The organism is Spirosoma horti, assembly GCF_054776595.1.
This window is the reverse complement of sequence record NZ_BAAHBQ010000002.1, coordinates 926,076-940,352: the sequence shown is the minus strand read 5'-3', so window position 1 is coordinate 940,352 and position 14,277 is coordinate 926,076. Positions and strand designations below refer to the sequence as shown.

Genomic DNA, 14,277 nt, shown 5'->3' with positions numbered 1-14,277 from the left:
CATCGGTGTGGTTAGCCAACTGTGAACCACAAACCGTAAACTACTAACAACGAACCGTTATGAACGCATCGATCATCACCCTCACCCCTACTGATCTCCATTTCGATTGGGGAACCGATGGGCTGGTGTTATGGATTGAAGAATTGGATGGAGCCGATAGCCTGGCTGGTCAGATGAGCGAGGTAATGGACCGCATTGCGTTTGCTATCGAACTTCAGACGGGCTGGGATCATCGAACTGACGCCGATACACTTCATCCGCTTTACGGCTATCGGCTACTTCTGCGCGATGCATCGGGCTTATGGAATGCCGTCCAGACCGACGAAACTGGCCACTTCGCGGGGTTAATAGCCCTGGAAGAACTCGATTATGAAGTAGCGTATGATAAAGTGATGTGGTTAGATTAAGTCATACGAGAATGGGTCATTAGCACGCTTTTCAGTGTCTGTGAATACCGGAGAATTGACATCACATTTACGTCATCCAAACTACCCAATCTAAAATCGCTTTAGGTTGGGTAGTGTTGTTTTTAGCCTCACGCAACGTTTTGTCCTGCCTTTGCATCTTTAGTAAAAAAACAACCACAAGACCGATACAAACGCATGAAAACGATTTTCCTCTCCTTGCTGCTTGCCTGCGTTGCGGTGGCCCCCGTTCTGGCTCAAAAGACCGTTGATGCCAAAGAAATCATTGACCGGATCAATCGCAAAGAATCCATCTCTTATCAAAATACCACCATCACCGGCGATCTTGACCTGACCAGCCTGGCGAATCGAAAAGAAGTCCGCGAGGGTAACTGGAAAGGTGAATCGCAGGAGTTCTTGAGTACAGTTGATGTTCCGTTAACCTTTAAGAACTGTACGTTCAAGGGTAAATTCCTGGCCTATCGGACAGAGCAACAGGAAGGGCGCAAACTCCTGAACATGACGAATAAAGTCTATAATACCGATTTTACCGAAGCCGTTACCATCGAAGGCTGTCAGTTTACGGACGATGCCGCGTTCAAGTATTCGAATTTTAGTCAGCGGGCGATTTTTACCGATACAGATTTCCAGGATGGCGCTTTGTTCAAGTACAGCAAATTCCGGAATGAGGCCGATTTCAGCGGCTCGACCTTCGGGGAGTATGCCGACTTTAAATACACCAAGTTCGATGAGTCGTCTTCGTTTCGGAAAGTAGCTTTCGAGCGGTATGCCGATTTCAAATACACTAAATTCGATGAACGCGTCGATTTCAGCCAGGCCCGCTTCAGCAGCAACGCCGATTTTAAATATACGCACCTGCCCCGGGGTACCAACTTCGATAATACCCGCTTCAATGGGTCCACTGATTTTAAATACACAACCCTTGATGGGCGCCGGTTCTCGCCGAATGGCCGGTAACGCCTAACGACACAAAACCACAAGAACATGGTTGGCTCTGGTACCCGGCTTTGAGTCAAAGTCCGGTACCAGAGCCAACCATTTATACGATTACGTGTTTATCAAAACGTTATACCAAGTCAATCAACGTTTTGAAACGAACAACAAAAATCGTACTTGCACTTGTCGTACTGCTGATCATCGCCCGCTTACTATTGCCCTATTTCGTGCTGCGGTATGTCAATAAAACGCTGGCCGATATGGGAGGCTACACGGGTCACGTTGATGATATCGACATCCAGCTTATTCGGGGCGCTTATCAGCTCGACAACCTGAACATTCGCAAAATCAATGGGAAGCTGAAAGAGCCCTTTGTTTTCATCCCTAAAACAGATTTATCCGTCGAATGGAAATCACTGTTCAAGGGAAAACTGGTTAGCGAAGTGGAATGCTACGAGCCAAAAATTAATTTTGCTTTTAGTGAAAGTGAATCCAGCAACCAGACAGGCGCCGATGTAGACTGGACAGTGTATCTGAAGAAACTGTTGCCCATCAATATCAACCGATTCGCGGTTGTCAACGGGGAAGTCAATCTGACCAGTCTGGTTACGCAACCTCGCGCCGATTTATCTATCAAGAAGTTTCAGGGAGAAATCCGCAATATCCGGAACGTAGAAGACAAGAATAACAAACTCCCGTCGCCGGTCGAAGCGACGGGCGATGTACCGGGTTATGGGGGCACCATGAATTTCGCGGCCAACATGAATCTGCTGAAAGAAACGCCGGACTTCGATTACAAGCTCCGGTTCAGCGACCTGCAATTGGTGAAACTTAACCCGCTCGCCCGTCACTATGCCAATCTTGATTTCGAGCGCGGAACCGTAAGCGTTTACAGCGAGATGGCCATGCTCAACAGCAAGCTTAACGGCTACCTGAAGCCGCTCACCAAGGGCATGCAGATTTTCAAGCTCAATGAACACGAAGGCCGATCGATCGGGAAGTTTTTCACGGAGTTGGTGGCACAGGCGGGAACGGCCATTCTTAAAAATCAAAAGCACGACCAGGTAGCCACGCGTATTCCGCTCAACGGGACCATCGATGATGTTAAAACGGCCACCTGGCCAACTATTTTTGGTGTTCTGCGCAATGCATACATCGAAGCGTTCAAGGGTGAATTCGACAACAACATCACCTTACAGGATGCGGTTAAAAGCTTTAAAGACGATTTTAAAGCCAAACGGGCTGAACGGAAAGCCGAGCGGAAAGAGAAACGGGCCGAGCGAAAAGCAGAACGAAAACAGAAGCGGGCAAAGCGTAAGGCAGAAAAAGAAAAGAAACAGAAATAAAATGGCCTGTAGTCGGAACAATCATACGTTCCGACTACAGGCCATTATGGTTTTCCCTCATTTCTACTGGCTCCTGCGCCGATCAATCAGGGTATCTTTACGAGCGCCCGACTCCGTCCGGCGGGGTTTATAGCGGTTACGGGTCTTTTGTACACCCGCATCTTTTTCTTTCTTGTACGAAGGAATCGCATTGTCCTTACTTTCCAGATTATCCTTCAACGAAGGGGGTGGAATGGGCTTTTTTGACCGGGCGACCGCTGAAGCTGACATAGGTTTGGCCGAATTAGCTGAACCCGAGGCCGATTTCGGCGCACTTGTTTTCGTAGCCGTTTGGGGCGTAGTCTGAGCCAGAGCAGGAGTCGCCATCAGTAATACACCGAGCAATACTTTGATCATAACAGTTGGTTGAGTTTGGTCACTAAAAATTTACGCACAAAAACTTATCGGCGAACACTATCTACCTTCGTAGCGCCCCCCCGACGGAGAGAATCGGGCCGTAATCGTTTTTGTTTCCGATTTTTGGGCAAAGTCGAATCCACACCCGCTTCCATTTTCAGGCGCTCCTGCCGATTGGCAGGCTTCATTTTGGGCCGGACAGGATTAGCCTGTCGAGTTTCCGTCGTTGAGGTCGATTGCTGCATCGTTGGAGCCTGATTACTCTGTGCCAATGCACTAATGCCGAACAGTAGGCCTAACGTGCTGAACAAGAACCGCTTCATAAGTTTGATAAAGTTGTACCAGATTGTAACGACTTGGGCTGACAATAGGTTATGATCCTGGCGAGTTATTGATTATATGACCTGATTAACTGGTCTACCGTTTCGCGTCAATTTGCAATCAGTCGGCAAAAAATGTGGAATTCAGGCTGTTCCTGCATCGTTATGGGGTAAGCAGCCAGTTCGTGTATGTTTTTAAAACTGTTTCGTAAGCCCAAGGTCAATTCCGATCAATCCCGCAGGGAACCGGCTGACTACATTGCCGCCTATCGCGCTACCGGCGATCTGGCTATATTGGGTGAACTTTATGAGCAACACATGGACCTTGTCTATGCCGTTTGCTTCAATTACCTGCGCGATGAAGATGAGGCCAAAGATGCCGTTATGAATCTGTTTGAACAGTTGGTAACCGACCTGCGTAAACACGACGTACAGCAGTTTGGCCCCTGGCTCCATAGTGTGGCCCGTAATTACTGTTTAATGCAGCTTCGTAAGATGCAGGCCCACCCTAAAGCCGCTTTGGTAACCGGCACCGGAGCCGACCTCGACGATGAGCCCGTTATGCAACTCTCGACAGATGATGTCGATAAGTCAGAACTTGAGGAAGACCTGACAACTATGGAAGCCTGCTTAAAAACGTTGCCCCACGAACAGCAAACTTGCCTGACGCTCTTTTACCTGGACCACAAGACCTATACGGAAGTTGCCGAACTGACGGGCTACGACTTAAAACAGGTAAAAAGTTATTTGCAAAATGGGCGCCGAAATTTGAAAATTTGTATGCGTAAGTAACGCGGGCGAAAGCTCGTTTTTTAGTTGATAGCAGGTTTCCATCTGCGCTACTACCATGAACGACCAACTAAGTTTTACCGATTTACAGGCCTATCAAGCCGGTCAGTTAAGTGGCCCGGCCCGATATCGTGTAGAGCGGCTTCTACTCGAAAATCCATTTTATGCCGATGCCCTGGCCGGGCTGGAGGCTATGCAGCAAACGGCAGCCGATGCCGCCACTCGCCCCACTACCGAACAACTGGCCGATCTGCGGGATGCCCTGCATGAACGTATTCATGCCTCGGCCAATCAGAAACGGCTATGGCCACTTTGGATTGCGACCACTACGGCGGCTATTCTGTTTATGCTCGCCATGGCCATTTATTTTATCTTCTTTGCCCCTAAACAACCCCTTAAGCCGATGCCGAAACCAGCCCCGACGGTGATGGCTATGCCGCTCAATAGTATGCCATTAGGGCTGCTGAAAACGTAGGAGCGCCTTGCCCTTTCACAGTTCCTTCGTCAATCTATTCCTATCCCTTTCGGTAAAACTCCCGATAATCTTTAGCGATAAATAAAACATTTATAAAACGTAAGACGTTAACCGGACATATCAACTTTATTGGATTCTCTATGTTTCGCGCAAATTCACTACGTTTTATCCTCTTCTCGTTTATCCTTGTTACTGCCTGTTTATCAAGCAGTTTTGGTCAGCAACGGTTCAGTGCAGGCCCACGCATTGGCTTAAATTTGTCCACATTTGGTATGGATGCCAAGGACTATACGTTACGCCCGGGCGTAACAGCCGGTGCTTTTTTAATGTACAGCTCGCTGAACCATTTCGGTATCTCGGGTGATGTTCTTTACTCACAAATGGGGGGTAAATATGCAGACCCCGCCAATAGTCAGGCCAACTCATTTAAACAACGGATCAACTATCTGGAGGTCCCCATTGCTTTACGCTATTTCCTGACGCTGAGCGGCAATTTTCGGCCCAACGTGTTCTTTGGCCCCTCATTTGGCTTCAAGCTGAATGCCAAACGGACAAACTACATAGCACAGGGAGTTGCCCAGCCAGATTTCAATAGCAGCGCCGAATTTCGGTCGATGGACCTAGGTCTGATCGCTGGTTTTCAGCTCAACTTCAAGGGGTTGGCTGAACGGCAACGGTTCCTGATCGATGCCCGCTACCGCTACGGTCTGAGCGATATTACCCTCAACGATAGCCGCAATGTCAACAACTCGACGATCACCTTAACCCTTGGCTACGGCTTCGGCGTTGGTCCCGAACACCCCAGCCGGTACCGGAAATAGTCGATTCCTGCTTTCTACTAAGTGTCCTCGCTCGACTTATTTAATGAGTTAGCGAGGACACTTTTTTGTATTTTTGGCCTATCACGACCCAATTCTCTTTCTCATGCCCTTCTGCCGGTCTGCTTTTTTTGGTTTTCTCAGCGTTTTACTGTCCGTTTCGACCTTTGCGCAAACAGCGCCATCAACGTTTCTTAAACTCAATGCCCGGCAAAGCTGCTGGGCCGACTCGGTGTTCACGAATATGGCCCCCGAGGATCGGATCGGCCAGTTGATTATGGTAGCTGGTTATTCCAACCGCAAACCCGCTTACGAAGACTCGCTGATCACGCTGGTACGCACCAATAAATTGGGCGGAGTGGTTATGTTTCAGGGCGGGCCCGTTCGGCAGGCCACATTAACGAACCGCCTTCAGGGCAACTCTCCCGTGCCCCTGCTTATTGCTATGGATGCCGAATGGGGCATTGCCATGCGCCTGGACAGTACCGTTCGCTACCCTTACCAGATGACGCTTGGGGCTATGCAGGGTGCCGGTTCTGACTCGCTTCTTTATCAGATGGGGGCCAATTTGGCCAAACAGGCACGCCGGTTGGGTATGCACGTCAATTTCGCCCCATCGGTCGATGTTAATAATAACCCCAACAATCCCGTCATTAATTTCCGCTCCTTTGGCGAAGACAAATATGCCGTGGCCCGCAAAGCCCTCGCCTACATGCGCGGCATGCAGGATAACCAGTTGCTAACCAGTCTAAAACACTTTCCTGGTCATGGCGATACGGGCACGGATTCTCATTACGACCTTCCGCTGATCAGCAAGAGCCGGGCGCAACTCGACTCGCTGGAATTGTATCCGTTCCGGGAACTGATTAAAGCGGGGGCAACCGGCGTAATGATTGCCCATTTAAGCATTCCTTCCCTCGATACGACCCGCAACCGCCCATCGACACTATCACCCGCCATTGTCACCAACCTGCTTAAAGACGAACTGGGCTTTAAAGGGCTGATTTTTTCCGACGCCATGAACATGAAAGGCGTGACGAAATTTTACCCGTCAGGCAAGGCCGATGAACTCGGTCTGGAAGCGGGTATGGACGTACTGGAGTTTACAGAGGATGTGCCCAATGCGCTGGCGCAGGTTAAACAGGCCATTGCTGATGGACGCATCAGCCAGGCTTCCATCGACGCCCGGTGCCTGAAAGTATTACAGGCTAAAGCCTGGGCTGGACTGGATCAGTACAAGCCGATTGTGCTTGATAACCTGGTCAATGACCTTAACCCTGTGCAGGATGAACTGCTAAATCGGAAGCTCACCGAAAAAAGCCTGACGGTCCTCAAAAATGACCGAAATATATTGCCGCTACAACGTCTGGACACGCTCCGGATTGCCTCGGTGGCCATTGAGAGCGACAAGCTCACAGCTTTCCAGCAAATGGCGGCCAATTATACAAAAATCGATCACTTTAACCTGACATCCCGCACCCCCGATTCGACGCTGGCCCAGATTCGGGATTCCTTACAAAACTATAACTTGATTCTGGTCGATGTTCATCTCAATAACATTCGCCCGGCCGTCAAATACGGTTTGCAACCTAAAACGGCTGGTATTCTGAGTGAGTTGGTCGCTACCGGAAAAGCCGTTGTGACGGTGTTCGGCAACGTGTATGCCCTCGACAAACTAACCTTCCCGGCTGATACCGCCCAGCCGGGCCGTACTATTGAACAAGCCAGAGCCATCGTTATGCCCTACCAGCTAACTAACTATACGGAAGAGCTATCGGCGCAGTTGATTTTTGGGGCCATTGGTGCATCAGGAAAGCTACCTGTTACGGTCAATCAGCGTTTCCGGCTGGGCGATGGCCTGACGATTCAGCCGATTGGGCGCCTTAAATATACCATTCCCGAAGAAGTGGGTATCGACAGCCGATTCCTGACCCAGCAGGTGGATTCACTAGTCAACGTAGCGCTGACGCAGGGCGCGTTTCCGGGTTGCGTGGTGCAAATGGCCCGGAATGGCAAAGTCATTTTCCAAAAAGCGTATGGCAAGCACACCTACGATGCCTCACTCGGTGCCGAGCCAAGGCCCGTACAGTTGGACGATCTCTATGACATGGCATCCGTTACCAAAGTAAGTACCTCAACGCCCGCATTAATGCACCTGGTAGACGACGGGAAATTCAACTTGGACGGAAAAATGGCCGACTACCTGCCCAGTTTCAAGAAGTCGAACAAAGCAGATCTGCACTGGCGGGACGTACTGACGCACCAGGCCGGACTGAAGGCATTTATACCGTTCTGGATGGACACCAAAAATCCAGATGGCTCGTGGAAACCGAAAACATTTAAAAATGAACGTTCAGTGCGGTATCCGATCGAGGTAACCGACAGTCTGTATGAGTTCAAAGGCTATCCGAAAATCATTTTTGAGCAGATCCGGGATTCTCCTCTGAATGCCAAGAAAGAATATGTTTATTCTGACCTATCGTTCATCCTGTATCCGCAGATTGTGAAACGCCTGACGGGCGTGGATTTTGAAGATTATCTGAAAACGACATTCTACAAACCGCTCGGCGCGACAACGCTCACGTTTTTACCACGCCGTTTTTATTCGCTGGATCGGATCGTTCCAACCGAATACGACTCTTTATTCCGCAAGACGCTGATTTGGGGGCGCGTACATGATGAAGGCGCGGCCATGCTCAATGGGTTGTCGGGCCACGCAGGTTTGTTCGGCAATGCCAATGACCTGATGAAAGTCTACGAGATGTATCGCCAGAAAGGCAGTTATGCCGGCCAGCAGTTTATTTCGGCCAAAACAATAGCCGAGTTTACCCGCTACCAGTTTCCGGACCGGGGCAACCGCCGTGGACTGGGCTTCGACAAGCCAGCGTTTACTTACAACGGCAATGCGCCCAAGTCGGCGACCAAAGCCAGTTATGGCCATTCGGGGTACACCGGTACGTTTGTCTGGGTTGAACCAGATTCGGCCTATAACCTGACGTATGTATTTTTGTGCAATCGCGTTTATCCGACCAGAAATAACCCTAAACTTGGCAACTTAAACACCCGCACCAATATTGTTGAAGCACTGTATCAGGCAACTAAACGTGGACTCTGATGAAAAATCACCTGATTCAACTACTGGACTATGAGCTTTGGGCCAATCGACGAATCATCGACGCGCTCGAAAAGATCGACAATCCACCCGCACGCGCGCTGGCGCTAATGGGTCATATTTTATCGGCTCAACATGTCTGGTATGGCCGTATTATGCATGAGTCGATCTTTGTGGCCATTTGGGAAGACATTCCGGTTAGCTGGATGGTCGAAACCGCTGAACGCCAGCACCGGCAGTTGGTGAGCCATGTATCAGCGCTCAGGGAGGCCGAATGGCTTGAGCCGGTCGAGTATGTCAATTCAAAGGATGTACCTTATAAAGACTCGCTGCTGGACATTTTAACCCACCTTAGCCATCATGCAGCTTACCACCGGGGCCAGATCGTTCAGCTCATCCGGCCAATGGTTAAGGAAGCACCCGTAACAGACTTTATCGTCTGGAAGCGGGAAGAAAAAGTAACTAAATAGACACGACCACCCGACGTTTATCTGCCATGAAATACCTGTTTATTCTCGCTTTATTCTCATCAATCAATTCATTGGCCCAGGTTCGGCTGCCAACGAATGAAGCAGGTCTGGTGCAATACCAGGAACTTGTCCGTGTACCGGATAGTAAACGACCAGCCCGGCAGCTTATGGAACAGGTACATACATGGGCCACCAAGTATTACCCGTTAGGCAACGAGGCTGAACAACAATATGACCGGGAACATAACATCCTGTTCGTTCGAACATTTTATTCGATTGGCAATCAATCCGTACGCTATACACTGACCGTTGAAACCAAATTTGGTCGGTACCGCGCCACGATAACCGATCTGATTATTGACGACAATGGCCGTACACAACCGGTGCGGGCCGCCACCTCAACGATCGACGAGCTGGTTGAAGCGGCTGACAGTACAGTTAAAGATAAAAGCGTGATCGAACAGATCGCTGCCGATCAGACCGAGTTATATCGGCAAATTGACAAATCCTGCCGGGAGACCCTGGCAAATCTGAAGCATTCGTTAACCGCAAATTAGCCGACGGGTTTAACGGTGCCGCTCTACGCCTACCTGCTCGCACCAGGCCAGTACCGGGCAGGTTGAACAATGCGGTAATGTACCCGTACAGATGTGCTTACCGAAAGGCATCAGCAAGCGGTTTATATTGACCCATTGTTCGCGGGGGACCTGGGTTTCCAGAACCTTCAGCGTTTGTTCAGGCTGTTTAGTCTGCACATAGCCCCACCGATTGACAACCCGATGCACATGCACATCGACACTTATAGCGGCCTGTCCTGTTGCTACACCCAGCGCCAGGTTAGCACACTTGGGACCAACCCCTTTTAGCGAGATCAGGGTCTCGTAATTGGCGGGAAGCTCCCCACTAAACTCATTCACGATTCGTTCAGCGATGCCCAGCATCGTATAGGCTTTCTGATCGGGGTAGGTCGTGCCGTACAACAGCTGGGTCAACGTGGCGACGTCGAGCTGGAGAAGCTGCTGGGGTGTTCGCGCCCGTTCAAATAGGCGTAGTGATACGGGTATCGTTGTCTCATCCAGCGTTCGGATCGACACAATGCACGAAATCAATTGCTCAAATAACGTATTGTACCCCCGCTCGAACAGATCGAACATAGCCGCTTTTGGATAGGGGCGAATGGCTTCGTCGATACGGGCCAGAACAACGTCGAGGTCAAAGGTAGGTTTCATTCAAACAGTTTACGGTTCCTGTGTAGTATGTGCGAACCTCAAACTACAAACCGTAAACTGTTTGACAAGTTTTCATACCTTGACAATTACCATCTCCACACGCCGGTTTTCAGGACGCTCTTTCAGCGTTTTATTAGTGTTGATTGGCCTGGATGGGCCATACCCAACGGTTTCAATCCGGCCGGAGCTGATGCCCTTGTCGACCAGATAACGCTTCACCTCATTGACCCGGTTGCGCGACAGTTCGACGTTGGCGTCAAATTCTCCCACGGTATCCGTATGCCCTTCGAGCCGGATTTGCATCGTTGGATTGGTCTGCATAACCGTCACCAGCCGGTCCAGTTCTGGAAATGACTCCGGCTTCAGGTTATACTTCGACGCACTGAAATAAATGTTCTTCAGCGTGATTTTAGCCCCCGCTTCGATGGGTACCAGATCAAAATCACGAACGATATCGACTCGGTTCGTTGCCAGCGTATCACTCTGGCTGAAATACCCTTTTGCCGACGCCGTAACAGCATAGACGCCCCTCCGGTCAATGGCTATTTTATATTTCCCACCGGGAGTAGCACTCTCTACGGAATCAGCCGGGTCATTGCCCGATGCTTCAGCCCCTGATAACAGCCGATAGGTAACGGTAGCCCCAATGGGTTGTTTTGTTTTCGCATCGCGGGTGATGCCGTTAATCGCTACTGCCGCCGGTGCAGGCATTTCCTTTGGCTGAACCGGGGCGGGTGTTGTGGGCTCCGTTGGGTTGGCAGGTTCGCCCGCGCCGGGTTTTGTTCGGGGCGTATAGCGGGGTTGCTGCGGTTTGGGCTGTACAGGCACTTTGGGGGGTGTACGCTGCGAATATTGATTTTTGCGGGGTGGATTGATGATGTGTACCCCCCAGAAATTGAAACAAACTAAGTCCCGTTTGTCCCGGCATTCAAACAAGTCGAAGGTTGTGTAGCCAGGATCTATTCGTTCAAAATACGCCACAAAGTCGACGCGCTCACCGGGTTGTACCCGGCGTCGAAGGTCGAGCGGGATATTTTCAGCACGGATAAACTTATAAGACCGTTCGCCCTGATTTACATACAGCCTTGATGCTGGCTCAAATCCAATGTTATTTGATGTTTCCAGGTCGCCCCTGCGCCCATTTGGCATTGGAATGGAGAATGGTAACGACCGGCCATTATAGCCCTCTCTTCGGGCCTGAAACTTCATGTAAACAATGGTGTATTGGGCCGTTAATTCAACGCGCTGTATGCTCACGTCGGCATCATTAACGTCGTCTACGCGGGGATTTTCAGTCGTAAACTGTACCTGCGCGCGTAGGCCTGAAGCAACCAGCAATAAAAACAGACAGGTAAGCAATCGGCGGTTCATAGTCGTTGAAAACAAAGCGTTCGTTATATAAACGTTTGACTATGCCGGGTAGTTTAGGGTTTAACAGATTGCTTCGTAACCGGTCGATAACGGCCCGGTTTAATGCCTCACCCCATTTTCAACAGACCAATACTGACTCTGTCCGGTAACCTCCGGCTGGAAAGTTACCAAATTAAACCCGACTGTACCCGTAGCCGAACCGGCTACGGTTGTCACCTGCACAGCCTTGCCAGCCTGCTTCCATGTCAGAGGCTGATTTGCCTGGCAACGTTCGGGCTTCGTACCCATCGTTTGCAGAAAATAGGCATTCCCTTGTCCAAAAACGCTCGTGGCACCATCTGGCATGACGCAGATGGCCGTTTTCTCATCGACCCCAATGCCCCGCATGGGCAGCCCCCAATCGGTCAGGGCGCGAGCCAGAAAGGCCAGATGACGCCCTTGTCGTTCGCGGGCGCTGTAATGCATATCGGTAATTGTGTTCGCTAATAAGGGTTGTTTCAGGAAATCATCCCGACGCAGATCGACTCGTTTGTCATACGGGTTTGTCAAAGCCTCTTCCGACGTGACAGTCCCCTCAATGGCTGAAAAATAGACCTGCCCCAAAATACCGCAACCGGCACTGGTGCCACCCACAACGGCACCCTGGCGAATACGCTCATTCAGCGCATCAGCGACGGGCGTTCCCTGCCAAAACTTCACATAATTACCCTGATCGCCCCCGGCTAGAAAAATGGCCTCAGCCGTGTGCACTTTCCTGACAATGGCCGGATTGCTGGCTAATTCGCGATTGTTCAGCAGAATTGTTTCCACTGAATTAACTGTTTCGCCTAATTTCTGGTAGAGATACTCATTGTAGCCATCCTTACCTGATGCCCGGAGGATAAGTACATCACCTCCACCCGACTGGTGGAGAAACCAGCGCATAGCCGCATCGACATCGGTGCTGCCGCCCGCCAATACGACACCACCCAACGGCTGGCGGACAACATCGGCGGTATCGCCCACCGTCCAGGTAGTATAGGCTGGTGCGGGTTGTGCCGATAGTGGTTGTAGTGAGGCAATGCCACCATTCAGGAACAGCAAAAAAACAGATAGTATCTTGATCATGAGTTCTTTAGTAATGCCGCATCACCACGTTACAAAAGCAAATGGCGTGCCTTGGCTTAACACCGTGGCACGCCATTTCGACAGTAAAACTACTAAAAATTAATAACCAGCGTTCTGCACCAGCGCAGGGTTGGTCGTTATCTCCCGCAACGGAATTGGGAAAATCAGTTTGGGCGAGTTGTAAGGCAATGCACCCACACTGCCTTTTGTCCGTTTGATGTCATGAATGTACGTCCCTTCGAAAGCCAGTTCGAGCCGACGTTCTTTCAGGATGTTCGCCAGCGTTAACTGTGCTGCGGTCAGGGGTGTGGCCCCGGCCCGGTTGCGAATAACATTGATGTCGTTGAGCGGTGTATCGCCTACCGTAGTACCGGCCCGAAAGTTGGCTTCAGCGCGGGTCAGGTACATTTCGGCCAGGCGTAACACCTGAATGTTGCCGTACTGGTTGATAAACTTGACAGTCCGGAAAAGGCCATCGTCGTCATAGAACAACTTTGCCCGCTGGTCGGTGGCATCAAACTGCTGAAGGAAGCTTTCGTTTATATCGATGTCTCCCCGGCCACCTTCAGACGATGAGCCGTAGAATGTATTGACGTCGTTTATCCCATCCTGATCCGTAATTTGAATCGCAAAAATCGTTTCGTTGGTATTAATCCCGTTCTGGAATTCCCGCGTATCAAACACACTTTCAATATCGACCAATTGATATTTCCCACTGGTAATGACCCGATTGGCTGCACTGGCCGCATTCGGGTAATCGGCTTTTTGCAGATACACCCGTGACAGTTGCGCCCCAGCCGCACCTTTTGTGGCGAAGAAGCTGTTTGTGGCTGGCAGTTTGGCTTCGGCATCAGTCAAATCCTTTAGCACCTGTGCATACACAGCCGCCACGGTGCTACGTGACACATTTGAGTTGGCATCGAGATTGACCGTTGGTGTCGTTACAATGGGAACGCCGAGATTGGCATTCGGATCGCCATCGCTCCAGTCTCTTCCGTAGAATCGTACCAGTTCGAAATACAATGAGCCACGAATAAATTTCGCTTCACCTTCAATCCGGGCCTGATCGGCCGTAGCGGCCAGGTTCAGGTTAGCCAGTACCGTGTTGCAGATGTTGATCGTGCGGTAAGCATTCGTCCAGGTAACATCCGCCTGATCGTTGTTGACCAGTATATTTTTCGTGTATATCTGCTGAGGCCCTACATAGGTGCCCGTCCAGTTTACATCGCCGGTAGAGGGTACAGTCGCCAGCAATTCACCATCGCGGATCAAACTGCCCCCATATAAATTAATACCACTCAGGCCATCATAGCCCCCTACGAGCAGCGCGTTCAGGTCCGATGCCGTCGACAGCGCCTGGCCCGTAGCCACCGAGTTTACCGGTTTGATATCCAGTTGGCTATTGCAGGAGGCCAGCCATAAGCCAACCGACATGACCGACGCCAGTATGATTGATTGTTTCGTTCTCATAAGTTGTGTTATC

General features: G+C 50.5%; 15 protein-coding genes. 9 read left to right on the top strand and 6 right to left on the bottom strand.

From position 1 onward, the window contains the following. Positions 1-59 precede the first annotated feature (59 nt). The 3 genes from ACYVAM_RS07840 (at position 60) to ACYVAM_RS07830 (ending at position 2,707) form a co-directional block, all read left to right on the top strand. Positions 60-407, top strand: coding sequence for a hypothetical protein (locus tag ACYVAM_RS07840; RefSeq protein ID WP_046375581.1), 348 nt, complete (start codon positions 60-62; stop codon positions 405-407). A 195-nt stretch (positions 408-602) separates the two neighbouring features. Then, positions 603-1,382: a pentapeptide repeat-containing protein gene (locus ACYVAM_RS07835; protein ID WP_461065606.1), complete on the top strand. Its 780-nt coding sequence runs from the start codon at positions 603-605 to the stop codon at positions 1,380-1,382. A 131-nt stretch (positions 1,383-1,513) separates the two neighbouring features. Beyond that, on the top strand, positions 1,514-2,707 hold the full coding sequence (locus tag ACYVAM_RS07830) for a DUF748 domain-containing protein (protein WP_461065604.1): 1,194 nt from the start codon (positions 1,514-1,516) through the stop codon (positions 2,705-2,707). 63 nt (positions 2,708-2,770) lie between these two features. Here the strand turns inward: ACYVAM_RS07830 and ACYVAM_RS07825 are convergent, their stop codons facing one another. Beyond that, a complete protein-coding gene (locus ACYVAM_RS07825) occupies positions 2,771-3,103 on the bottom strand; it encodes a hypothetical protein (RefSeq protein WP_461065602.1) in 333 nt (110 codons plus the stop codon). A gap of 44 nt (positions 3,104-3,147) precedes the next feature. Then, positions 3,148-3,426 carry a hypothetical protein gene (locus tag ACYVAM_RS07820; RefSeq protein ID WP_461065600.1) on the bottom strand — a complete coding sequence of 93 codons (279 nt, stop codon included), beginning with the start codon at positions 3,424-3,426 and terminating at the stop codon, positions 3,148-3,150. A 186-nt stretch (positions 3,427-3,612) separates the two neighbouring features. On the opposite strand from ACYVAM_RS07820, the gene ACYVAM_RS07815 reads away from it, so the two are divergent. The 6 genes from ACYVAM_RS07815 to ACYVAM_RS07790 all read left to right on the top strand — a co-directional run bounded on the left by ACYVAM_RS07815 (position 3,613) and on the right by ACYVAM_RS07790 (position 9,644). Then, positions 3,613-4,215: an RNA polymerase sigma factor gene (locus ACYVAM_RS07815; protein ID WP_461065598.1), complete on the top strand. Its 603-nt coding sequence runs from the start codon at positions 3,613-3,615 to the stop codon at positions 4,213-4,215. A 55-nt stretch (positions 4,216-4,270) separates the two neighbouring features. Further along, entirely contained in the window at positions 4,271-4,687 is a 417-nt protein-coding gene (locus ACYVAM_RS07810; RefSeq protein WP_461065596.1) for a hypothetical protein, read from the top strand. A 140-nt stretch (positions 4,688-4,827) separates the two neighbouring features. Next, positions 4,828-5,508, top strand: coding sequence for a porin family protein (locus tag ACYVAM_RS07805; protein WP_461065594.1), 681 nt, complete (start codon positions 4,828-4,830; stop codon positions 5,506-5,508). 103 nt (positions 5,509-5,611) lie between these two features. After that, positions 5,612-8,620, top strand: coding sequence for a glycoside hydrolase family 3 N-terminal domain-containing protein (locus tag ACYVAM_RS07800; RefSeq protein ID WP_461065592.1), 3,009 nt, complete (start codon positions 5,612-5,614; stop codon positions 8,618-8,620). After that, on the top strand, positions 8,620-9,087 hold the full coding sequence (locus ACYVAM_RS07795) for a DinB family protein (RefSeq protein ID WP_461065590.1): 468 nt from the start codon (positions 8,620-8,622) through the stop codon (positions 9,085-9,087). Before ACYVAM_RS07800 ends, ACYVAM_RS07795 begins: the two co-directional genes overlap by 1 nt. 26 nt (positions 9,088-9,113) lie before the next feature. Then, positions 9,114-9,644, top strand: a complete 531-nt coding sequence (locus ACYVAM_RS07790) for a hypothetical protein (RefSeq protein WP_461065588.1) — start codon at positions 9,114-9,116, stop codon at positions 9,642-9,644. A gap of 9 nt (positions 9,645-9,653) precedes the next feature. On the opposite strand, the gene ACYVAM_RS07785 is transcribed toward ACYVAM_RS07790, so the two are convergent. From ACYVAM_RS07785 to ACYVAM_RS07770, 4 genes are all read right to left on the bottom strand, one after another. Further along, on the bottom strand, positions 9,654-10,316 hold the full coding sequence (locus tag ACYVAM_RS07785) for an endonuclease III domain-containing protein (RefSeq protein ID WP_461065586.1): 663 nt from the start codon (positions 10,314-10,316) through the stop codon (positions 9,654-9,656). Between the two features lie 72 nt (positions 10,317-10,388). After that, a complete protein-coding gene (locus ACYVAM_RS07780; RefSeq protein WP_461065584.1) occupies positions 10,389-11,687 on the bottom strand; it encodes an OmpA family protein in 1,299 nt (432 codons plus the stop codon). Positions 11,688-11,786: 99 nt separating this feature from the next. Further along, on the bottom strand, positions 11,787-12,794 hold the full coding sequence (locus tag ACYVAM_RS07775) for a cyanophycinase (protein WP_461065582.1): 1,008 nt from the start codon (positions 12,792-12,794) through the stop codon (positions 11,787-11,789). 99 nt (positions 12,795-12,893) lie between these two features. Next, a complete protein-coding gene (locus tag ACYVAM_RS07770; protein ID WP_461065580.1) occupies positions 12,894-14,264 on the bottom strand; it encodes a RagB/SusD family nutrient uptake outer membrane protein in 1,371 nt (456 codons plus the stop codon). Between the last annotated feature and the right edge of the window lie 13 nt (positions 14,265-14,277).

What these genes read in the sequence shown, in the direction of transcription:
- ACYVAM_RS07810 (WP_461065596.1), top strand. Translation starts at nt 4,271, where the DNA reads ATGAACGACCAACTAAGTTTTACCGATTTACAGGCCTATCAAGCCGGT.
- ACYVAM_RS07835 (WP_461065606.1), top strand. Translation starts at nt 603, where the DNA reads ATGAAAACGATTTTCCTCTCCTTGCTGCTTGCCTGCGTTGCGGTGGCC.
- ACYVAM_RS07780 (WP_461065584.1), bottom strand. Translation starts at nt 11,687, where the DNA reads ATGAACCGCCGATTGCTTACCTGTCTGTTTTTATTGCTGGTTGCTTCA.
- ACYVAM_RS07820 (WP_461065600.1), bottom strand. Translation starts at nt 3,426, where the DNA reads ATGAAGCGGTTCTTGTTCAGCACGTTAGGCCTACTGTTCGGCATTAGT.
- ACYVAM_RS07825 (WP_461065602.1), bottom strand. Translation starts at nt 3,103, where the DNA reads ATGATCAAAGTATTGCTCGGTGTATTACTGATGGCGACTCCTGCTCTG.
- ACYVAM_RS07800 (WP_461065592.1), top strand. Translation starts at nt 5,612, where the DNA reads ATGCCCTTCTGCCGGTCTGCTTTTTTTGGTTTTCTCAGCGTTTTACTG.
- ACYVAM_RS07795 (WP_461065590.1), top strand. Translation starts at nt 8,620, where the DNA reads ATGAAAAATCACCTGATTCAACTACTGGACTATGAGCTTTGGGCCAAT.
- ACYVAM_RS07815 (WP_461065598.1), top strand. Translation starts at nt 3,613, where the DNA reads ATGTTTTTAAAACTGTTTCGTAAGCCCAAGGTCAATTCCGATCAATCC.
- ACYVAM_RS07805 (WP_461065594.1), top strand. Translation starts at nt 4,828, where the DNA reads ATGTTTCGCGCAAATTCACTACGTTTTATCCTCTTCTCGTTTATCCTT.
- ACYVAM_RS07775 (WP_461065582.1), bottom strand. Translation starts at nt 12,794, where the DNA reads ATGATCAAGATACTATCTGTTTTTTTGCTGTTCCTGAATGGTGGCATT.
- ACYVAM_RS07785 (WP_461065586.1), bottom strand. Translation starts at nt 10,316, where the DNA reads ATGAAACCTACCTTTGACCTCGACGTTGTTCTGGCCCGTATCGACGAA.
- ACYVAM_RS07790 (WP_461065588.1), top strand. Translation starts at nt 9,114, where the DNA reads ATGAAATACCTGTTTATTCTCGCTTTATTCTCATCAATCAATTCATTG.
- ACYVAM_RS07840 (WP_046375581.1), top strand. Translation starts at nt 60, where the DNA reads ATGAACGCATCGATCATCACCCTCACCCCTACTGATCTCCATTTCGAT.
- ACYVAM_RS07770 (WP_461065580.1), bottom strand. Translation starts at nt 14,264, where the DNA reads ATGAGAACGAAACAATCAATCATACTGGCGTCGGTCATGTCGGTTGGC.